This is a genomic window from Idiomarina sp. A28L (assembly GCF_000218785.1).
Taxonomy (GTDB): domain Bacteria; phylum Pseudomonadota; class Gammaproteobacteria; order Enterobacterales; family Alteromonadaceae; genus Aliidiomarina.
Window position 1 is genome coordinate 303,386 of sequence record NZ_AFPO01000011.1, and the last position, 22,131, is coordinate 325,516.

At 44.5% G+C, this 22,131-nt stretch carries 21 protein-coding genes; 4 read left to right on the plus strand and 17 right to left on the minus strand.

Features of this window, described 5'->3' with window-relative positions; all coding sequences use genetic code 11:
- Positions 1-31 precede the first annotated feature (31 nt).
- A complete protein-coding gene (gene argC / locus A28LD_RS11885) occupies positions 32-1,846 on the minus strand; it encodes an N-acetyl-gamma-glutamyl-phosphate reductase (RefSeq protein WP_237704243.1) in 1,815 nt (604 codons plus the stop codon).
- A gap of 241 nt (positions 1,847-2,087) precedes the next feature.
- Complete coding sequence (locus A28LD_RS04500; protein WP_007419880.1) at positions 2,088-2,648, minus strand: nitroreductase family protein; 561 nt, start codon at positions 2,646-2,648, stop codon at positions 2,088-2,090.
- A 201-nt stretch (positions 2,649-2,849) separates the two neighbouring features.
- On the opposite strand from A28LD_RS04500, the gene sppA reads away from it, so the two are divergent.
- Both sppA and ansA read left to right on the plus strand, forming a co-directional pair.
- Positions 2,850-4,706, plus strand: a complete 1,857-nt coding sequence (sppA, locus tag A28LD_RS04505; protein WP_007419881.1) for a signal peptide peptidase SppA — start codon at positions 2,850-2,852, stop codon at positions 4,704-4,706.
- Positions 4,707-4,736: 30 nt separating this feature from the next.
- Entirely contained in the window at positions 4,737-5,759 is a 1,023-nt protein-coding gene (ansA, locus tag A28LD_RS04510; protein ID WP_007419882.1) for an asparaginase, read from the plus strand.
- Positions 5,760-5,786: 27 nt separating this feature from the next.
- Here the strand turns inward: ansA and A28LD_RS04515 are convergent, their stop codons facing one another.
- From A28LD_RS04515 to yceD, 13 genes are all read right to left on the minus strand, one after another.
- On the minus strand, positions 5,787-6,878 hold the full coding sequence (locus tag A28LD_RS04515) for a sensor domain-containing diguanylate cyclase (RefSeq protein ID WP_007419883.1): 1,092 nt from the start codon (positions 6,876-6,878) through the stop codon (positions 5,787-5,789).
- A 403-nt stretch (positions 6,879-7,281) separates the two neighbouring features.
- Complete coding sequence (locus A28LD_RS04520; protein ID WP_007419884.1) at positions 7,282-8,067, minus strand: TatD family hydrolase; 786 nt, start codon at positions 8,065-8,067, stop codon at positions 7,282-7,284.
- A gap of 8 nt (positions 8,068-8,075) precedes the next feature.
- Positions 8,076-9,035 carry a DNA polymerase III subunit gene (locus A28LD_RS11890; RefSeq protein ID WP_007419885.1) on the minus strand — a complete coding sequence of 320 codons (960 nt, stop codon included), beginning with the start codon at positions 9,033-9,035 and terminating at the stop codon, positions 8,076-8,078.
- The gene (gene tmk / locus A28LD_RS04530) at positions 9,023-9,643 is read right to left on the minus strand and encodes a dTMP kinase (protein ID WP_007419886.1); all 621 of its coding nucleotides are present in this window, start codon (positions 9,641-9,643) and stop codon (positions 9,023-9,025) included. The genes A28LD_RS11890 and tmk overlap by 13 nt, the downstream gene beginning before the upstream one ends.
- Entirely contained in the window at positions 9,643-10,665 is a 1,023-nt protein-coding gene (mltG, locus tag A28LD_RS04535; RefSeq protein WP_007419887.1) for an endolytic transglycosylase MltG, read from the minus strand. Before mltG ends, tmk begins: the two co-directional genes overlap by 1 nt.
- A gap of 36 nt (positions 10,666-10,701) precedes the next feature.
- Complete coding sequence (gene pabC, locus A28LD_RS04540) at positions 10,702-11,514, minus strand: aminodeoxychorismate lyase (protein WP_007419888.1); 813 nt, start codon at positions 11,512-11,514, stop codon at positions 10,702-10,704.
- A 116-nt stretch (positions 11,515-11,630) separates the two neighbouring features.
- Entirely contained in the window at positions 11,631-11,867 is a 237-nt protein-coding gene (gene acpP / locus A28LD_RS04545; protein WP_007419889.1) for an acyl carrier protein, read from the minus strand.
- Positions 11,868-11,993: 126 nt separating this feature from the next.
- A complete protein-coding gene (gene fabG, locus A28LD_RS04550; RefSeq protein ID WP_007419890.1) occupies positions 11,994-12,734 on the minus strand; it encodes a 3-oxoacyl-ACP reductase FabG in 741 nt (246 codons plus the stop codon).
- A 109-nt stretch (positions 12,735-12,843) separates the two neighbouring features.
- The gene (gene fabD / locus A28LD_RS04555) at positions 12,844-13,776 is read right to left on the minus strand and encodes an ACP S-malonyltransferase (RefSeq protein WP_007419891.1); all 933 of its coding nucleotides are present in this window, start codon (positions 13,774-13,776) and stop codon (positions 12,844-12,846) included.
- Positions 13,777-13,804: 28 nt separating this feature from the next.
- On the minus strand, positions 13,805-14,779 hold the full coding sequence (locus A28LD_RS04560; protein ID WP_007419892.1) for a beta-ketoacyl-ACP synthase III: 975 nt from the start codon (positions 14,777-14,779) through the stop codon (positions 13,805-13,807).
- Positions 14,780-14,822: 43 nt separating this feature from the next.
- Positions 14,823-15,857: a phosphate acyltransferase PlsX gene (plsX, locus tag A28LD_RS04565; protein WP_007419893.1), complete on the minus strand. Its 1,035-nt coding sequence runs from the start codon at positions 15,855-15,857 to the stop codon at positions 14,823-14,825.
- A gap of 5 nt (positions 15,858-15,862) precedes the next feature.
- Positions 15,863-16,030 (minus strand): 50S ribosomal protein L32, encoded by a 168-nt coding sequence (gene rpmF / locus A28LD_RS04570; RefSeq protein WP_007419894.1) that lies wholly within the window; start codon positions 16,028-16,030, stop codon positions 15,863-15,865.
- A 21-nt stretch (positions 16,031-16,051) separates the two neighbouring features.
- Positions 16,052-16,570, minus strand: coding sequence for a 23S rRNA accumulation protein YceD (gene yceD, locus A28LD_RS04575; RefSeq protein WP_007419895.1), 519 nt, complete (start codon positions 16,568-16,570; stop codon positions 16,052-16,054).
- A 151-nt stretch (positions 16,571-16,721) separates the two neighbouring features.
- Here yceD and A28LD_RS04580 point away from each other — a divergent pair, with 151 nt between their 5' ends.
- Positions 16,722-17,372, plus strand: coding sequence for a Maf family protein (locus A28LD_RS04580; protein WP_007419896.1), 651 nt, complete (start codon positions 16,722-16,724; stop codon positions 17,370-17,372).
- On the opposite strand, the gene A28LD_RS04585 is transcribed toward A28LD_RS04580, so the two are convergent.
- Both A28LD_RS04585 and rluC read right to left on the minus strand, forming a co-directional pair.
- Positions 17,328-18,017, minus strand: a complete 690-nt coding sequence (locus tag A28LD_RS04585) for an HAD family hydrolase (RefSeq protein ID WP_007419897.1) — start codon at positions 18,015-18,017, stop codon at positions 17,328-17,330. The two genes, A28LD_RS04580 and A28LD_RS04585, sit on opposite strands and share 45 nt — an antisense overlap.
- A 2-nt stretch (positions 18,018-18,019) precedes the next feature.
- A complete protein-coding gene (gene rluC / locus A28LD_RS04590; RefSeq protein ID WP_007419898.1) occupies positions 18,020-18,985 on the minus strand; it encodes a 23S rRNA pseudouridine(955/2504/2580) synthase RluC in 966 nt (321 codons plus the stop codon).
- 596 nt (positions 18,986-19,581) lie between these two features.
- Between rluC and rne the strand changes: the two genes are divergently transcribed.
- Positions 19,582-22,131 (plus strand): ribonuclease E (gene rne, locus A28LD_RS04595; protein WP_007419899.1); only part of this gene is annotated, 2,550 nt, incomplete at its 3' end.

The following is a 22,131-nucleotide window of genomic DNA, read 5'->3' on the forward strand; positions in this document are numbered from 1 at the left end:
CCAAAATCTGGGATGAAACCAAGGTAGCTAATTAATCAAGAACAATGCGGGTGCCTTGAGGCAACCCTTGCAGATGAGCGATTACTGCTGCGCTATCAGCCCAGCCTGCAATCGCCGTGGTTCGTCGGGAAAATTCCGAGGTGAAAATGGCAGCTTCTAGCTTTACTTTCATACCGCCTTTCACAAAGTTTTCGGAGGCCAATTCTTTAGCAACGGTTAAGGTAATTTCACCAATTTCTTGCTGTTGTGCATCAAGTATTGCCGGCACATCACTGAGCAGCAATAAATCGGCATCGAGGGCCATTGCAATGGCCGCCGCGGCGTAATCAGCATTAACGTTGCAAAGTTGGCTATCAACGGTAAGGCCGATTGAACTAATAATAGGAGTAAACCCATTTTCTAGAAGCGTATTGAGCAACGCTTTTCCCGGAGCTGAGAAACCGCTTAATGCCGGTTGCCCTACCATTCCCAACTCGGCATTCTTGTTCATGGCCCATAGTGGGCCATCAGCCAAGCTAATGCCTACAGCTGAAAAACCGTTCTGATGCGCGGCTTGCACCAGCTTTTTGTTGGTAGTACCGGCCAAAGCACCAACAATAATATCCATATGTTCAGGCGCACTTACCCGTTGGCCATTTACTTTCTTTGAGGTTAAACCGGCTTTGTGTAGCATGGAATCAACTGCCGAACCGCCGCCATGAACTAATACAAAAGGCTGTTGGCTTCTTCTCAAAGCAATTAACAGCTTATTTAACGGGCTATCTAAATTTTGTTCTAGTAGATTTCCATTTTCTAACAACGCACCGCCCACTTTGATTACATGAGGTTTTGCTCTGCTAAAGAAACCCTGAAAGCCAGCCGTGATTGGCAAACCAAAAATATGATTAGCGGCATGCATGGCTTGCCCTGCCGCTCCCTTTAGTAAATTATCTAACGCACTGATTACCACTACTTTCTGGCCTTCCACTTTTACATAGATATCGCAAAATGGAGTATTAGCTACATGATCTACAGCGGGTGGTGAGCTAACCAAACGAACAAAAGGTTGATTTGCATAAGCATCACTAAACGCTTTGTGCACGCTATCTGCGGCCACATTGGGGCTTAATTGCGCTACGCAAGTAGCCACAATGCCGCGCTTGTAGTTACCCAGTTGTGGTGTGAACACTACATCTTGTTGCAGATTATTAATGATCTCAGGTGTATGACGGTGATTTAGCACGCCATAGGCTTGAAAACTTACCTCGCAAAACTGAGTATGGGCATTCAATCCCCGGCCAGCGCCCGAAACGCCGCTAACAGCAGTAATTACCGGCGTGTGTTCTGCTAAAAGTAAACCGTTAACAGTTAAGGGTTTTAAACCAAGCGTTGCGGCAGTTGGGTAGCATCCAGGAATACTAAAGAGTAATGGTGCGGCTGCGTGACCATCCTGTACAGGTAACCATTCCATTAGCATATATTGAGAACTTGCTAATAGCTCTGGGTGTGGGTGGGCAAATTTGTAAGTATCAGAAAATTCACTTGCACTGGCAAAACGATAGGCACCCGAGAGATCAAATACGGCAACTCCTTCAGAAACAAATTTCGCCGCCAGATACGCGCTTGCCTCATGAGGCAAAGCTAGGAACACCGCACTACAGCAAGAAGCTACTTCTTCAAAGTAGGAATCGTTCCAAGGGTGAATCATTAATTCCGAGGTTCCAGCTAGCTCCGGCGCTAAACTCGACCAAAGTTGGCTGGCGCTGCGTTCAGAGGAAAAGGCAAATCGAATATCGAAATATGCATTTTTATTCAAAAGAGCAAGCAACTCACAGCCACTATAACCACTGGCTCCAAAAACCGCCACCTGCAAGCCTTTTTCTCTGGCAGTGTTACAAGCACTATTGCCTTCTGCCGTTTCTAAAGGGCTTTTACTATCAGAACTGGAAGTATGAAAAGGTTCTATCACTGCTACAACACTCACTATTTAGATACGGTAGTGAGCAAATAGAGATAAAGCACTATTGGATAGCTCACCGAATAGCGCTCATCGTAATAAAAATAGAAGTTTAAATCAATATTATTATGCGATTAATATGATTAATTATTCATTTTAATTGTGTTTTTGCAGGCTGGAATAACGTTTTTTGCTTACTCGGCTTAATCGGTGTGGGTACGGCTGGTGTGCCAATATATAGAAAGCCAATAATGTCATCGTTAGGAGCAATGTTCAGAGCCGCTTTCATGTGCTCTGATTCAGCATAGATACCAGTTCGCCAAACAGCACCTAAACCTTGGGCAAAAGCCATTTGTTGCATAGCCATCGTTGCACAGGCAGCACTAGCATACTGTTCCTGCCGAGGAACCTTAGGTTCATCTCTATACTGAGTAGCAACAACGATAATACACGGAGCACGCAACGGCAGCTGGGGAGCCCTGCCTTGTTCGGCCTCCGTTAGGCCTTCTAATTTTGCCGTAGCGGCAAATATTTCACTCAGGCCCTGTAGTTCAGCATCTTGAAAAACAATACATGTGTAAGGCGTTAGATTCATGTGATCCGGCACCCGCAATGCAGCGGCTTCCAGTAGCGCTAGTTGTTGAGCTGAAGGCCCTGGAGCAACTACGCGTGGCATTGAAGAACGTGTTAATAATAAATCGAGGGCGTTCATAGAGGTATCCGTGAATGAATATAAAAATACATTAACATTGGTAGTGTTTTGTTACAAAGTTTGGCTACGCATTCAAAGCTGAGCACGGTAAACTAATGTTGATGGCGAAAAGCCACTTATATAATAATCATGTTTTATCGCCGTATATCTGAATTATACCGGATTGCCGCGAAAACAGCGCGCAACATCAAGGGTTTCTAAATGAAATTTTTATCTAATCTACTTCGTCCTATCTGGAACTTTATTAATGGTATCCGCCGAGTAATCGTTAATTTAGTATTTTTCATTCTACTCATTGGAGTTTTCCTCGTTCTTAATCAAGGCGAAGATATTCCTACCGTTCCTGAAGGCGGCTTACTAGTGCTCAACCCTAGTGGCGTTTTAGTAGAGGAAGCAACCTATCTTTCCGCAACTGATCGCTTTTTCAATGAAGCTACGGGTTCTGGTACAACTCCAGAAACTGATTTGCATGCATTCTTAGCGATCATTGATGATGCTGCAGAAGATGATCGTATCAGCGGCGTAGTGCTTGATTTGCGCAATTTTTGGGGCGGCGGCTTAAGCAAGTTGCAAATGGTTGCAGATCGCTTGGAAAAAGTAAGAGCAGCGGGAAAACCAATCATTGCCCATGGAAACTTTTACAGCCAATCTCAATATTTTATCGCAAGCCAAGCCGATACCGTATATTTGAACCCACAAGGTTCAGTAGCTGTGGATGGTTACCACATGTACCCTACCTACTTCAGCTCTCTATTGGAAAAATTAAAAGTCACAACTTACATCTTTCGTGTAGGTGAGTTTAAATCAGCAGTGGAACCTTACAGTCGCGATAGTATGTCGGCCGAAGCGAAAGAAGCGAACCAAGAATGGGTTGATGCTATGTGGGCGGAATACCTATCTGGTATCACTCGCCATCGCGAAGTAGCGCCTGAGATTTTAAGCGGCGATATGGACGATTTCTTAGCTTTGTTTACTCAAGCGGATAACAGCCAAGCAAACTTAGCATTAAATGCTGGTTTAGTTGATAACCTTGCGCACAGCGAAGAAATTCGCCAAGCACTGATTGATCTTGGTGGTTACGACGAAGATAAAAAATCATTCCGCGCAATTGGCTGGCGCGATTACCGCAAGGCTATTGCTTCTGAACGCAGCGACGCGGCGAATAAGAAAGACGATTCAGCTGAAGTTCGTGTTGTATTTGCCAGTGGTACCATTTTAGATGGTAACCAACCGGCAGGTACAGTTGGCGGTGTAACACTCTCAAATCGCCTGCGTGACATACGTTTAGACGACAACGTAAAAGCCGTTGTACTTCGTATTGATAGCCCTGGTGGAAGCGCGTTTGCTTCCGAGCAAATACGCCAAGAACTGCTACTTTTGCGCGAGGCTGGTAAACCGGTGGTTTCTTCGATGAGCTCAGTTGCAGCTTCAGGTGGTTACTGGATTGCCGCAGGTACCGATCAAATCGTAGCGCCAAGCTCAGTAATTACTGGCTCAATTGGTGTTTTCGGCATGTTCTTTTCAATCGATGAAAGCCTTGCTGAAATCGGAGTATACAGCGATGGTGTTTCATCTACCGAATTCCCATATATTGATATCACTCGCCCATTGAGTGATTCAGCACAGCGCGCTTTGCAAGGTGGTGTAGATCGCATTTATCAAGATTTCTTAGAGCTTGTAGCTGATGCTCGTGGGATGACAACCGAAGCGGTTCATGAAGTTGCTCAAGGCCGTGTATGGACAGGTTCGAAAGCCCTTGAGCTAGGCCTTATCGATCGCATCGGCGAATTAGATGATGCAACTGCAATCGCTGCAGAGCTCGCAGGGCTTGAAGAGTATCGTGTAACTTTCCCAACACCTGAACTTTCTGGATTTGATGCATTTCTAGCCCAATTATTTCACGGTGCAAGTGTACTCTTACCACAATCGCTTTATACTAAATCACCCACATTAACTGAAAAAGCTATTCAACGTGCAATCAACGAAGTTCAGGCCGTAAACGATTTTAACGACCCACAACACGTTTATATGCGTTGTTTAGAATGCCAAGTTAAGTAATTGATTTTAAAAGATAGTATTGAGAGAAACATGGTAGCAAAGAGAAAGCGTATTTATATTGCCTATACTGGTGGTACTATCGGCATGATGAAATCGGCGCATGGATATATTCCTGCGCCAGGCTTTTTAGAGAAGAGCTTGCAAGGAATGCCTGAGTTCTACCGGCCAGAAATGCCCGAATTCACACTATGCGAATATTCACCGTTAATGGATTCATCGGATATGACGCCTGCGGATTGGCAACGCATTGCTGATGATATTCAACGCAATTACGATGATTATGATGGATTTGTGATTTTACATGGCACCGATACGATGGCCTACACGGCATCGGCGCTATCGTTCATGTTTAAAAACTTGGGGAAGCCGGTAATTGTTACCGGCTCACAAATTCCGTTAGCAGCACTTCGCTCTGATGGCCAAACGAATTTATTGAATGCTTTATATGTAGCTGCACACTATCCCATTCATGAAGTAAGTTTGTTTTTTAATAATCGCTTGTTTCGCGGAAACCGCTCTACGAAGGCAGATGCCGATGGCTTCGATGCATTTGCCGCGCCGAACTTTCCGGCTTTACTCGAAGCGGGTATCGACATCGAAATTCTTGCTGGTGTTGTTGAGCCAGTTAAGCCTGAAGTTTTAGAAGTTGCTGAAGTAACGGCGCAGGAAATTGGTGTTGTTACTTTGTATCCGGGAATGAGCGCTAGTATTATTGATAATCTAGTAAAACACCCTGTTAAAGCGTTAATCTTACAGAGCTATGGTGTTGGCAATGCACCACAAGGCGGTTCACTTATTGATGCCTTACAACGAGCTATCGATGCCAACATTATTGTGCTTAATTGCACGCAATGTTTTAAAGGTACGGTGAATATGGCTGGCTATGCAACAGGTAATGCGTTAGCCGATATCGGTGTGATTAGCGGACAAGATATGACGATCGAAGCTGCGCTCACTAAACTTCACTACCTATTAAGCGTAGGCGATGATACTCAAGAGATAAAAAAACAACTTGCTCAGAATTTGCGAGGCGAACTTACGCCTAGCGATTAATATAATTAATCGCTAGGGCCTTTCAATTCATGGTTCAACAACAATCTGGTTACGCCCTGCATGTTTCGCCTTGTATGCGGCTTTATCAGCTCTACGCAAAATATCTTGTTCATCTTCATCATCTTCGCGTAACGAGGTAACGCCAACACTTGCTGTTACTTGTACGATATTCTTATCTTTGTGCATATTAGCGATATCAAAAGCAATATTTTGGGCAATTTTTTCAGCGCGTTCTATTGGGCAGTTGAGCAATAGAACCACAAATTCATCACCACCCAAACGGCAGCAATAATCAGTTTCACGAGTATGCTCAAGCATAATTTCAGCAACTTTTTGTAATACGCCGTCCCCAGCTTCATGGCCGGCGGTGTCATTTACAGCCTTAAACTCGTCCAAGTCTACAACCATCAATTGAAAACTCTCATTAAACAAACGTGCATCTGTAATAGTTCGCTGCACTGCCGCATCATAACCGCGCCTGTTCAACAGCCCCGTTAACGTATCTCGATTTGCCTGAATTCTGAGCTCTTCCAGTTGCTTTACTTCATTAGTTGCGTCACGTAACGAGCCCGCAAAACCGATAAAAATCGATTTACTATAAACGGGCTCAAGTTCCAAATGTAGCCAGCTTTCCGCTGCTGATTTAGTAATAAAGCGAAAATCAATCGCTGCGGCATAACGTTCAGAAATCGCATTTTGCCAGCTTACTAACGTACCTTCACGATCGCTTTCTGCAATGCGCTCACGTAATCCAGCTTCTTTAAGTTCTTGTAATGTGTAGCCAGTGAGTTCCCGCATTTTCGGGTTTATATACTCGATATTTCCCCGTTGATCGGTCATGAATAAACCTAATGGCGCAGTATTTAAAAGAATATCAAGATAAGCTTGCCGGTCTGATAATTCCCGTTGCTGCTTTCTGTTTCTTGCCAGTAATCGATTAAATTGCCTCACTAGCACCGCGCCCTCTGTTCTTCTTGGAACATCTAGGTGTTCTCGGTCGCCACTCAGAATTTCAAGTGTTTGCACTGATACATTACGAAGCGGTTTAAATTCCCATCGAACCACCCAATAAAGCACACCAAGCGCGATTGCGATAATAAGAATTGAAAACCAAATCATAAAACGCGGTTCCATAAAGGATACCGCGTATAGAAAGCAGATAATTACTAAAGAAAGTATAACGGTAAGCCATATCATTAGGCGCGTTGATATGTTTTTTATTAGCATGTCATATTTACGCTTCTATAAATGAAAATATCACTATAGGAGTTATAGCATGATGTTGAAACGTGCAGCAAAGTGCAAAAATGGACAAATAGTAAACAACGTCTAAACTAACTAAATGAACCTTTATTTTACTTTATCACAGCTTTTGTCACATAGGGGAATATTACGAATTCTATACTTTATTGAGCGCAGGGCCCTTCATCGGGCCTTTCCCAAGGCTCGGAACACTCCCCCCTTTAGTTCCGAGCCATCTTTTTTTCTGAATTAGTAATAAACTCTAATTGTTCTTGGTAATTTAACTTGCTATCGAGCGCTGAATATTAAATAGCGAGTAGAAATTATTTCGAGTAACTTCCGCTACTTCTTGCACAGAAACTTCTTTTAACTTAGCTACGCACTCAGCTACATGGGCAACGTATGCGGGTTGGTTTTCTTGCCCCCGATGAGGAACAGGAGCAAGCCATGGTGAATCAGTTTCAATTAACATTCGATCAAGGGGCACGTATTTAACAACATCACGTAGCTCTTGCGCACTAGCAAAGGTAACAATGCCCGAAATTGAAATATAAAAACCGAGATCTAGCGCTTTCTTTGCCATCTCTAAGCTTTCAGTAAAACAATGCATAACACCACGGCATTTATCTGCGCGCCCCTCTCTGAGCATCGCGATAGTATCTTCACGGGCATCACGGGTATGAATAATAAGTGGTTTATTTACTTCGTTCGCAATTTCAATATGCCGCGCAAAACTCTCCTGTTGGGTAGTAATATGTTCTTTATCATAAAAGTAATCGAGGCCAGTTTCGCCAACTGCCACCACATCATTGCGTGCACAAAGAGTAGCTAATTCACTTTCGGAGAAGCCATGTTTAGCCACATATAACGGGTGAACCCCGCAAGAGAAGCTAACATCGTCATGCTTCCCAACAATGCTTTGCATTTGCGCAAAATCATCTAACGCAACACCAATGCACAGCATGTGCTCAATCTGAGCTGCCCGCGCATTCGCTAATACTTGATCAATTCCAAGTTCAGTTGTGCTTTTCAATTTATCTAAATGACAATGGGAATCTACAAACATAATTATTCCTAATTGAGAGTTGAGGCACGCAGCGAACGGGTAAGATCAGTGCTCCAAGAGGCAACCAGAATCTGCGGATTTACCCCGGCATTCTGTAACGCCTTGCGCAAAACAATTCCACGCCGATAGCCTTTGGCAAGTGCACGTGCTAATGAATGAACAGGCGCGGGTTGTTTAATGTTCGTAGCGACCACCAGTGGCATCTCGCCCATCATTGCTTGTCGGTGCGCGAATTGTATTTCACTTAACAGAGTTGCCAGCATTTGATGAACTTTCTCTAAATCCTTTTCTACCACCAACTGCCCTTTGCATAGAAGCCCCAGATACGCGAGTTGTTCTTCATTGCTTTGTAGCTGCCTTAACACGCTTAATGGCTTAGTTGTGGCTAATTCAATTAAAACCGTATCGGTGATCGCTTGTTGGCTATGTTCTTGCAACCATTGTTTAATCTCTTGCTGGCTAGGTTTTGGGGTTGCATAGGCTAATAAACGGCTGCGAATCGTAGGTAGCAATTGCGAATAGCGGCTCGCAGCTAATTGAATAAATGTATTTTCTGGCGGCTCTTCAAGCGTTTTTAAGAGCGCGTTTGCTGCTTGCAATGTCATTCGATCGGCATGAATGATTTGAACCACCTTATTGCCGCCCTGGCTTGAGGTTTGCTGCACTTGTTGAGCTATTTGTCGAACCGCATCAACGCCAATTTGTTTTCCTATTTCAGGCTCCACCCGCAAATAATCAGGATGTGTACCAGCTTTCCATAGTTTACAGCTTTTACACTCACCACAAGCTCTGCTTCGTTGTTCCCGCTGTTGGCACAACAAAAACGCGGCTAGTTGCTCAAGCATGGTATCAACGCCTAAATCAGGCGAATATGAAAAGCCCATACCATGGGGCATACGGCCTGCATGAGCGGCGTTTATCAATTGTTGCCACAAAGGGCGTAACCACGGAAAGGTTAAGCTGGCCATCGGTTCTCCAGTGCCACTAGAATTGCCTGTTGAACATTAACTAAATCCTGTTCAGCATTAATAACGCTGATGTTTTCTTCTTCCGTGGCTATTTCTAAATAGCGATTTCGAGTTCGTTTAAAAAAATCGATTTTACTGCGCTCAAATCGATCTAACGCGCCACGGCTGGATGCTCGAGATAAGCCAACCTCAGGATTGATATCTAAATACAAAGTGAAATCTGGAGTGAAATTTTGCAATGTAAACTGTTTCAATTGCGCTAATATCTTAGCATCTACTTCGCGGCCACCCCCTTGGTATGCCCTCGATGATAAATCATGGCGATCACCAATAACCCAAGTACCCTTCAATAGCGCAGGCCGAATTACATTTTCTACTAACTGTACACGCGCTGCGTACATTAATAGAAGTTCCGCTTGTGGCGTTACCTGTTCTTCCCAATCGCCTTTAACTATATCTCTTAGGGCTTCTGCGAATGGTGTACCGCCGGGCTCGCGCACCTGAATAAAGGCAGCGTTTCGAGCCTCGAGCCATGCCGATACCGTGGCAACCGCCGTGCTTTTGCCTGCCCCTTCTAAACCTTCAATAACAATAAACTTTCCGCTCATCAGTTCCTCTGATAACGCTGTACAGCGCGATTATGCTCGGCCAAGGTTCGCGAAAAAACATGAGTACCATCATTCTTGCTCACAAAATAATAGTAATCGCTCTCAACCGGCTCTAATGTTGCAGCAATTGCAGCGCGCCCAGGCATCGCAATTGGTGTGGGTGGTAACCCATTAATTCGATAGGTATTGTACGGGGTTGTTTGTTGAATGTCAGATCGATAAATAACCCCGCGGTAAGCATCACCCAAACCATAAATAATGGTTGGATCGGATTGCAGCCGCATACCAGTGCGTAACCGATTTACAAACACTGATGCAACTAATGGCCGTTCCGCCACAGCACCCGTTTCCTTTTCAATGATCGAGGCTAATATTAACGCTTCATATGGTGTAGCCACTGGCACACTCCGGTCGCGCAGTTCCCATATTTCTGCAATTGTACTTTGCATACGCAGATAAGCTTGCCGATAAAGTTGTGTATCACTAGTGCCTGCATAAAACCGATATGTATCAGGAAATAACAGGCCCTCAATGTGAGTGTGCTCGCTAGTTGTGAGTTGCTCAGCAAGAAGCTCTGCTGTTAATTTGGGGTTTTCGACAGTAATGTAGTCATGCTCTGAAATTTGCTGTTGCCACTGTTTAAACTCACTACCCTCGACAAAAGTGATGGAAAACAAATGCTGCCTACCCGCACTGATTCGTTCCCAAATTTGAGCCGCGGTATCATCATTGTGAATAGCATAAACACCGGCTTGAACCCTTGCTCCCCGTTGAAAAAAGCGGAAAGTTAATTCATTCAATTTCGCATGCGGAACCAACCCCTGAGCCTCAAGCTCCTGTGCAATTCGGCGAGGGTTACTTCCACGAGGAACAGTAAATAAAACCTCTTCCTCAGCATATGCCGTTACAGCTACTGTGCTGCCTTTGTGGTACCACCAATGAGCCCCTGCGTAACTACCAATCACCGCTACTACAGCCAATAAAAACAATACCGCAAGAACAGAAATTATTGTTTTTTTCATAGTATTAATACTGTCCTTGAGAGAATAATCACCGTTTTACAAACGAGTTAGCCATGATTCCGGATAAACCCGAACAGGCAGTTCACTACCGTTTATGTTACTTACTGGAACTAAACCAAGCAAGGAGTTACAAACAAAGATTTCGTCGGCCTCTGCCAATTTTTCTGGTAAGTAGTGGCCGATTCGTATATTCGGGTTGTTGGCTAGTAATTCTGCACGAACAACACCTGCTATGCCCGCTTCGGTTAATTCAGGGGTATGCCATTGCTTGCCTTCGCGCCAGAATATATTTCCCATTGTAGCTTCACAAACGAATCCGTTTGCATCACACACGATAAGATCATCTGGAACGGGATTCATTACTTGCTGAAGCTTGCCTAGTTGTTGTTTTAAAAGCACTTGCTCCAAGCGATTTAAAGTTTTTAATCCTGCCAACTCTGGTTGCAGAGCCAAACGAAAACTTGCATTAGCAATGTGGATTCCGTCCGTGCGCCACATTGTATAGTGCTCTGGAATAGCGTTTATCGATAGAATACGCCGCGTTTCACACTCTTTCGGAGGTGCATACCCACGCCCTCCAGAACCGCGTGTTATTACTATTTTAATAGCCGCCGGTTCCTTGCCAAACTCAGTAATCAACGCTTCCGATTCGGCTAACAATAATGCTTCATCTGGCACTAATATCCCAAGCTTAGTGCAGGTATCATTAAGCCGCTGCCAATGGCGTTGCCAAAGCTGTAATTGCTCGTCGATAACCGCTATTGTTGTAAAGCAGCCATCACCGTAATTTAAACCACGATCTAATATATCTACTTGGTCGGTGGCTTCACCGTTCATTAACGTATGCATCAAATGCGGGCTCCTTCAACTTCTTTAGCTATCAAACGTCAGCATATCGCAGATACAAAAAAGGCGGAATTTTCATTCCGCCTTTTCTTTATTCATGCTAAAAACTTCGATTTATATTAAGCAGAGTGCTTATTGATATAATCGATAGCTGCCTGAACGGTACGAATCTTTTCAGCTTCTTCGTCAGGGATTTCAGTTTCAAACTCTTCTTCAAGAGCCATTACCAATTCAACTGTGTCTAATGAATCTGCACCAAGGTCGTTTTCAAAAGAAGCTTCTGGCTTTACTTCTTCTTCTTTAACACCTAGTTGCTCAATAACAATTTTCTTTACGCGTTCTTCGATAGTGCTCATGTGTAACCCTCAAATCAAGGTATCTTGAATAAATTTGCGTGTAGTGTAAGCAATACGCCTACATGATGAAAGTAAAAATTTGCCCAAATGGCGGAGGTCTTACCTCGTTGTTGCCGATAGGGCTTATTAAACCATACTCATGCCACCATTCACATGAATGGTTTCACCAGTAATATAAGCAGCGCCGGCAGAGGCTAAAAAGCCCACAGCAGCGGCAATCTCTTCAGGCTGCCCTAACCGACCAGCAGGGATAGTATCAAAAATACGTTCCCGTTGCTCGTCAGTTAACGCTTTTGTCATGTCTGTGTCAATAAAACCCGGAGCCACCGAGTTTACAGTAACGCCACGAGAAGCTATTTCTTTCGCTAATGCTTTACTAAAACCAATCAAACCAGCCTTCGCAGCGCAGTAGTTTGCCTGCCCTGGGTTACCGGTAGTACCCACCACGGAACCAATATTAATAATACGACCATGACGATTTTTCATCATTCCGCGCATAACTGCTTTCGAAATTTTAAATACAGCGGTTAAATTAGTTTCAATTACTTGATCCCATTCATCTTCTTTCATGCGCATTAGAAGATTATCGCGGGTGATACCAGCATTATTTACTAAGATATCGATTTTACCGAATTCTTTTTGAACTTCGGCCACTAAAGCATCGATAGCGCCTGCTTCTGTTACATTAAGTACTTTACCAGTACCGTGTTCGCCAAGGTATTCACTAATTGCTGCAGCACCGTTTTCACTGGTTGCTGTACCAACTACAGTAGCACCCGATGCTATTAAATTTTCTGCAATTGCTCTACCAATGCCACGCGTGGCGCCAGTAACTAATGCAATTTGCCCTGATAATGAGCTCGACATGCCGCTCTCCCTATTGATTATAATTTTAGATTGCGCAAACGTATCCACGCAAAAATATTAAGTTTATGTTTCGCCTAAAAGCTTGTTATATAGCCTTCACTACTAGCATTTACTGCTGGCTAACACAAAGCTCGGTTACATCAGCACTGCCACTGATAGCGGCTCCTTCAAGCTCACGATCAATTCGTTTGGTTAAACCCGTGAGCACTTTGCCCGGCCCAATTTCATACAGATGCGTAATCCCTTGTGCTTTCATGGCCAATACTGTTTCCGTCCAGCGTACAGGTGAGTACAGTTGGGCAACTAAAGCTTCGCGGAGTTCCTCAGGCGATTTCGCCTCGGCTACACTTATGTTATGCAGAACTGGAACACGGGGCAGTTGCACTTCAACACCGTCCAATGCCTCAGATAATTCTTTCGCTGCGGGAATCATAAGGGCGCAGTGGGAAGGAACACTTACCGGTAAAGGTAGAACTCGTTTAGCGCCCGCAGCCTTACATGCCTCTCCTGCTCTTTCAACAGCTGCTTTCTCACCAGCAATAACCACTTGCCCAGGTGAGTTATAATTCACCGCGGCAACAACATCACCCTCAGCGGCTTCTGCACACGCAGCTACTACCTTTTCATCTTCTAAGCCTATCACCGCAGCCATAGCGCCTGTTCCGGCAGGAACCGCTGCTTGCATGGCCTTTCCACGCAGTGCTACTAATGCTATTGCGTCAGCAAAATTGAGTGCACCTGCACAAACTAACGCTGAGTATTCGCCCAAACTATGCCCCGCCATAATTGCAGGTGTCGGCCCATTACTTAAACAGCGATAAACCGCAACACTGGCCGCAAGCAATGCAGGCTGTGTTACTTCCGTTTGGTTAAGTTTGCCATCTTTATCGTTTTGTACAACATTCCAAAGGTCGTATCCAAGTACTTCCGACGCCTCTGCAAAAGTTACTTCTACCTGTGGGTAGTGTTCAGCAAGCTCAGCCAACATTCCAACTGTTTGCGAGCCCTGCCCTGGAAATATATAAGCCACTTGTCGACTCATCACAATCCTCTTCTTTTTTTATGAAACACTAGTATTTAATTAACGCTGAGCCCCAGGCGAAACCGCCGCCAAAAGCTTCTAACAATAATGTTTGTCCGCGCTGTATTCGGCCATCACGAATGGCAACATCTAATGCGATAGGTACTGAAGCTGCCGAGGTATTTCCGGTTGTCGCAAGTGTCATTACAACCTGTTCCATGGGCATTTTCAATTTTCGCGCGGTTGCTTGAATAATTCGATAGTTGGCTTGGTGTGGTATTAACCAATCTAAATCTTTTGCGCCCATATTGTTGGCCGCTAATGTTTGCTCCACAAGTTCAGCTAATTTTTCTACCGCTACTTTAAATACCTCACGGCCTTTCATATAAAGCCATGCCTCTTGCTGTAAGGCTGTATCATCTCTACTTGGATGATCGGCGCCCAACAACGAAGCAAACTCACCAGCACTAAAGATATGCGTCGAGAATACGCCCGGTTCGTCGGCTAGCGATAATACCGCTGCACCAGCCCCATCGCCAAATAAAACAATAGTATTGCGATCATCCGGGCGACACATCCGGGATAGTGTATCGCTACCAATGACTAAAACGTGTTTGGCAGCGCCGCTAATAATATATTTCTCCGCAACCGATAGAGCAAAGATAAAACCTGAGCAAGCGGCAGCCACATCAAAAGCTGGAATATCCGTTACGCCAAGAGCATGTTGCACTTCGCAAGCTGCACTTGGAAAAGCACGATCGGCAGAGGTAGTGGCCATAACGATGAGGTCTATATCGCTAGCGTTTAGCCCTGCAGCTGCAATCGCATTTTTAGCAGCTTCCGCTCCCATGGTAACAACTGATTCATCCGCACTGGCAATTCGGCGTTCTTGAATGCCGGTGCGCTCGCGAATCCAAGCATCATTGGTATCTACTCGTTGTTCGAGTTCTTTGTTGGTAAGGCGTTGGGCGGGAAGAAAATGGCCTGTGCCAGCTAACTTTGCGTAGCGTTGTTGCTCGAACATATCACTCCTCATTGCAACTTCCGGTGCTAAGAGGACCGGAATGTTAGTGCTGTTCTGAAAGCACTTGTTCAACTTGGTTGTGAATTCGCGCAGGTAGGTTCAATTGCGTTTCCGTAATCGCATGTACGATCGCGCTGTAAAACGCATTCGCAGATGCATTACCATGGCTTTTCACAACCACACCGCGCAATCCTACCAGACTTGCACCGTTGTACTGGTCGGGGTTGAGCCATGCCCACGATTTTTTCTGCCGCTTATATAACAACCAAGCAAGGCTGCGGCTAAACCAATGGGTTTTTAGATTACGCTGAAAGTGCTCGTAAACCATTTTTGCCATGCCTTCACAGCTTTTGAGCGCAATATTACCGGTAAAACCATCGCAAACAATAACATCGGCCTCGCCAGTGAAAAGTTCAGACCCTTCCACAAAACCGGTGTAATTAACGAAGTTTGATTGTTTTAATAAAACGCCCGCCTGTTTTACAACATCGGGGCCTTTAATCTCTTCAGTACCCATGTTCAATAAGGCAACTTTTGGGTTTTCAATACCGTTGAGCTCTCGTGCTAATACTGAACCCATCACACCGAATTGAAATAAAGTTTCTGCATCACACACCGGATTCGCACCAATATCTAGGAGGAATCCCTGCTTGCCATGCTGATTAGGAACAGGAGTGATTAATGCTGGCCGAATAATACCTGGCAATGTTTTTAAATACATATACGCCATGGCCATTAAAGCACCCGTATTTCCAGCGCTTACGCAACCCTGAGCACTACCATCAGCAACAAGATCGATAGCAGCGCGCATCGATGAATCCGTTTTTTGGCGAATACATTGACCAGGCTTATCGTCCATGTGCACTATTTGGGAGGTATGTTGAATACGTACACGCGATATATCGGCTGCGGTACCTTTACTTTCTCGGGCGAGTAAAGCTTTTAAACGAGGTTCGTCTCCAGTAACTATAAAATCAGTTTCTGGAAACGATTGCAGCGCTCTAATGAGCGCTGCAATAGCGATAGAGGGACCGCGGTCACCACCCATCGCATCGATTACTAAAGTAATTTTTGCCATACGCCTTAAGCGATGACTTTCTTACCTTTGTAGTAACCATCAGCGGTTACATGGTGACGACGATGAGTTTCGCCGCTTGTCTGATCAACAGACAATTCAACACCAGTTAATGAATCGTGTGAACGACGCATGCCGCGTGCAGAACGAGTTTTACGGTTTTTTTGTACAGCCATTTGACTGATCTCCTGAATCGATTATTTCTTAAGCTTTTGCAATACAGCGAATGGGTTTGGCTTCTCTGCTTCCGCAGGTAACTCACCGTAGCTCATTGTATCGCTCTTGATCGCACAGTCCTGCTCAGTATGCTTTGCCACTATAGGCAATGCGAGTAGCAGCTCATCTTCAACTAAGGGATGGAGCAGTACTTCCCCTAGCTCATTAAGTTCAGCTGCTTCGTAATGCTCCGGCATATCTTCGGCAGTTTGCCGCTTAGTTACCGGTGCATACTGAAACTCTATTGCTAAATCGAAGGGCATGGTGCCACCACACCGCTGACAAGTTAGCTCAACGTTAGCTTTCGCCTGACCACGAAAATTATGTATCTTTTGCTCATCTGTTCCGAACCATAGCGTGACCTCTATGTCAGAACATGGTGATGCCAGTACTTCATTAAAACGAGGTAAATTTTTAGATGGAATGTACCCATCAAAAGATAACTGTTTTCCTGAATTTCGTACTGGGTCAACCGAAAGCGGTATTAGAACCTTTTGCATAGCGCGCGAATAATAATGGTTGATAAGTTGATAGTCAAAGAAATTTCACCCCTAAGCCCCTGTTTCTATGAAAAACAGAGCGAAAGTTACTTTCTTGTTGGAAAAGCATGGCAAAATAACCCAAAGAAGTATTCTATCACAGAGGTTGCTTATGCACACTAAAGAACACGTCGGTTTATTTGATTCTGTCCCAAAAACACCTAATGTTGATCATTTGTCGGTTGTACTCGCCTCCAGCTCGCCTTATCGTAAGGAACTTTTAGAGCGATTACGGATTCCCTTTACTACTGCAGCGCCAAATATAGATGAAACGCCTTTGGAAGATGAAACCCATATTCACTTAGTTCAACGTTTGGCGGAGAACAAAGCTAGGGCTTTAGCAAACAAATTCCCAAAACACCTTATTATAGGTTCCGATCAAATAGCGGTTTGTACCGGTGAAATCTTTGGTAAACCAAAAGATGTAGAAGCCGCGGTTGCACAGCTCAAACATTTTAGTAGGCGAACCGTTACTTTCTATACAGGTTTAAGCGTACTTAATTCAGAATCGGGTGAAATACACACAATTACTGAACCCTACTCTGTTTACTTTCGAACTCTCACCGAGAAAATGATACGGCACTATATTGAGCTTGAGCAGCCTTTGAACTGTGCTGGAAGCTTCAAAAGTGAAGGATTGGGTATCACTTTGTTTCTGAAAATGAAGGGCGATGACCCAAATAGTTTAATTGGCTTGCCTTTAATAAGGCTCACCGATCTACTCAGCCGACACGGCTTCGAACTTCCTGAGCAAGCTAGGTAAATCAGCAATATCAGTAAGTACATCGAGGGGTGATTCTAAACTTAAGGTAGCATTATCATGAACACCCCAAGATACACCCAACGAGGGCATTTTTGCCGCGCTGGCCATACGTAAATCATAGCGCGAATCACCAATCATTATTGCCTGCTCTGCCCCGTAACCAGTTTCTAATAATATTTCATTAAGCATTTGTGGGTGAGGCTTTGAATTAGCTTCATCGGCACAACGGGAAACTTGAAAGAATTTACCAGTATTCGTTTCCTTCCAAGCACGCTCCAAACCTTGACGCGCTTTACCCGTTGCAACACCGAGTTGTAATCCACTTTGAGTGAGCTCGGTAAGTACCTCTACAACATCAGGAAACAGCGGCGATGGGGTCGCGTCTTGATGAACATATAGCTCGCGATAAATTGCAATTAGTTTTTGCTGCTCAACCTCCTCATGACAATCAAACAAACGCTCTAATGCTACCCAAAGGCTTAAACCGATAATATCTCGAACGGCGGATTCCGCAGGTACTGGCAGGTTAGCGGCCTTCGCCATCTTTTGCATACAAGAAACAATACGCGGCACTGAATCCATCAACGTACCATCCCAATCAAAGATAATTAACGGAAACCGGTGAGCTATTTGTTGATTGTTCATAGTTAAGCAGTTCCTTTTCTTAATGCTATTAAGACATCATTAAGTTGCTTTTCTAATGGCGCGAAAAACTGAATGGGCTCGCCGCTATGTGGGTGCTTGATGGATAATCGCTCAGCGTGCAAAAATAAACGATTCAAGCCGATTTTTCGAAGTTGTTCATCAAAGCCCCGCATGCCATATTTTTGATCTTGCGCAATTGGATGCCCTGCACACTGAGCATGCACTCGAATTTGGTGAGTTCGTCCGGTTACCGGCATAGCTTCAACTAATGTGGTATTTATCTCACTCAATGGATAACGTTCGCGAACCTTAAAACGCGTCAGTGAAGCCTTACCAGCCTCGTCAACACGCACTACGCGCTCACCCGATTGTAATGTGTTCTTTAAAAGAGGTGCATCTACTTTTTTTATCTTACCTGGCCAACTTCCAAACACTAATGCGATATAGGTTTTATCCATATCTTTTTCACGAAGTTGCTCGTGCAGAGCTCGCAAAGCTGAACGTTTCTTTGCAACCATTAATAAGCCAGATGTATCGCGATCTAAACGATGTACCAATTCTAAAAACTTCGCGGTTGGCCGCAATGCACGTAATCCTTCGATTAATCCGTATTGCAATCCAGAACCACCATGCACTGCCATGCCTGCCGGCTTATTTACAACGACCATATAATCGTCTTCAAAAACAATACAGTTCTCTAATTGAGATATTTTATCAAGGTTAGGGTTGGGTAAATCTGGCTTCTCATTTACACGCACTGGCGGAATTCGAATTTCATCACCCTCTTGTAACTTGTAATCAGGCTTTATTCGCTTTTTATTAACCCGTACCTCGCCTTTGCGAACAATTCGATAAATCATGCTCTTAGGAACCCCTTTCAATTGGGCAAGCAAAAAATTATCGATGCGCTGGCCGCCTTCATCGGGCCCTATGGTATGGAAGCGAACTTGATGTTGAATCTCACTCATGCGTGAAGAAAAGCCTTTAATTGATTGAATCTCAGAATAAATATTTTATAAGTATATCATGGCCAAGTTACCCGGTAACAGCGCAAACCCACATTTCAAACACTATTTGTTACTTGTCAGCTCGATCGTATAATGCGACAATGCGGAGTCAGATTTTTAACAATCTGCCTTTTATGTTTTTCTCGATGAATTTTTCTCGGAAAACACAACACTGATACGCAGTGAACGCCTGTTTCGGCAATTTAGAAATTTATTGTTATGCGTAGTTGAGAATTCGCACTAAATAAACAAACTCAAAGAGTGTTATTTAGGGGTTGGTATTCGCAGAAGTAGCGCCACCAGACAAGCTTAATGCAATCTGAGCGCACGAGATGAAATCAACCAAAGCAGACCAACTACGGGTAGCCTCGCGAGCTTCCAATGAAATCGCGTTAAAGATAAAAGAACATTATTTACAATTCGCATTAGATTAGCTGTCCTTGCAGCGCGCACCATCAATAGATACGGTGCCGACAGCCAATTTTAGCAACGGAACGGGCCGTATTCGGCGAACCAGTGTTGTGATTTCGTACCCATAAACGTATGAGTCACACTATATGAAAAGAATGCTAATTAACGCAACGCAACTTGAAGAGCTTCGAGTAGCGCTTGTAGACGGACAACGTCTGTATGATCTAGACATCGAAAGTCCTGGTCACGAACAAAAAAAATCCAATATTTATAAGGGTAAAATCACCCGAGTTGAGCCCAGCCTAGAAGCTGCATTCGTTGATTACGGCGCCGATAGACATGGCTTCTTACCGTTAAAAGAAATTGCCCGCACTTACTTCCCCAAAGGTTACAAGTTTGATGGCCGCCCTAACATCCGTGATGTTGTTAAAGAAGGCCAAGAAGTAATCGTGCAAATCGATAAAGAAGAACGCGGCCAAAAAGGCGCCGCCTTAACTACCTTTATCTCATTGGCTGGCAGTTACTTGGTATTAATGCCAAACAACCCTCGTGCTGGCGGTATTTCTCGCCGAATTGAAGGTGATGAGCGCACTGAGCTAAAAGATGCATTATCGGCATTGGAAGTTCCTGACGGTATGGGCTTAATCGTCCGTACTGCGGGCGTTGGCAAATCATCAGAAGAACTTGCTTGGGATTTGAATGTATTGCTGCACCACTGGACAGCAATAGAGCAGGTTTCTTCAACCCGCCCTGCACCTTTCCTTGTTCATCAGGAATCAAACGTTATATTTCGCGCTATCCGCGATTATTTGCGCCGTGATATCGGTGAAATTCTCATTGATGATCAAACTATTTTCGATCAAGCTTGTGAACACATCAAAATAGTACGCCCCGATTTTTTACAGCGCGTTAAGCTTTATCAAGGTGAAGTGCCTTTATTTAGCCATTATCAAATAGAAAGCCAAATAGAAACAGCGTTCCAACGCGAAGTTCGTTTACCTTCTGGCGGTTCAATTTCAATTGATCCTACCGAAGCATTAACCTCTATCGATATTAACTCTGCGAAAGCAACTAAAGGCGGTGATATCGAAGAAACAGCATTTCAAACTAACCTTGAAGCGGCGGATGAAATTGCTCGCCAACTTCGCTTGCGTGATGTTGGTGGGTTAATTGTTATTGATTTTATTGATATGACACCACCGAAACATCAGCGTGAAGTTGAGAATCGCTTACGTGATGCGCTGAAACAAGATCGCGCGCGCGTGCAAACAGCCCGTATATCTCGCTTTGGTTTATTAGAAATGTCGCGTCAACGTTTGCGGCCTTCTCTTGGCGAATCTTCAAACCAAGTTTGCCCTCGCTGTGATGGCCAAGGCACTATTCGCGGTGATGAATCCCTTGCACTATCGGTGCTGCGTTTAATTGAAGAAGAATCGCTGAAAGATAATACTGGCCAGGTAAATGTTCAAGTTCCTGTTACGGTTGCTACTTATCTGCTTAACGAAAAACGAGCGGCGTTGCGAGTAATTGAAGATCGTACAAAGGTTAGCATTTTAGTTATTCCTAACCAGCACCTGGAAACACCACATTTCGATGTTCAGCGTTTACGCACAGATGAAATGTCAGAAGTTCAAAGCTTCCGATTACTGCAAGCTGCTGAGATTAAAGAAATTGAATTTTCTGCTCCGCGCGATAAAGCTGCAGATGAGCCTGCTCTGAAAACACTTGTAGCGCCTGCTACCCCGCCGCCAGCAGAAATCGCGCAGCAAAAGAGCACTGCAAAACCTGGTGTGTTAACTCGTTTGAGTAAGTGGTTTGGTGGCTTACTTGGTAGTTCTGAAGCTGATAAAGCAGAAGAAAAGAAGAAAGCTGAACAGAAAGCTAACGAAGCGAAACGCTCTGAGCAAGATAGCCGAAGAAATAGTAACAATCGTCGACGCCCGAACCAGAACCGTAATCGTGGTGGCAAACGCGATGATCGTTCAGCAAAAAGTACAACACAAATCGATAAGCCAGAAACGGATCAAGCGGTAGCACAAAGCTCTGGTGAAAAATCAGAGCAACGCCCACGTCGTAACCGCCGTCGGAAGCCAACCTCGCAAGCTAGCCAAAATCAACAAACTACTTCTCAAAATGATGAGAAACCAGCTGTTGATGCGAAAGTTGATGCAGCTCCAGCAAACACTCCAAATGAGCCGGTGCGCAACGCTGAAGAGCAAACAACGCAAATGCCGAAAGAGCGTCGTCAGCGCCGTAACCTTTCGAAAAGCGTACGAATGCAAAAAGCAGCCACTGCCGCTTCTGCTGGTACCGAGAATAACTCTGAAGCTGCGGTGTTAAACACTGAGAAACAAAAACAATCATCACCTGAAAATGATGCAGCTCCGATAGCCCCTGTTGCTGAGTCGATGCCTGAATCAGCAACAGAATCAGCACCAGAGCCAGTAAAGGCAGAAACAGCGAATGTTGATAGCAGTAATGCTGAAAATAACGAAGCTGAAAATAACAAAGCTAAAACTGAATCCGCGGTGGAAACGAACCCTGATGCGAAGGTAGACAGCGAACAGGCTGAAAAGCCAACGCGCAAGCGTACACGCCGGAAGCCTGCTAAAGCGAAAGAAGAAACTGGTTCAGCTGAAGCAACTTCTGCTCCGGCTGAAGAAGCGAAGGCCGAAGTTGCACCTGAGCCTGTAAAA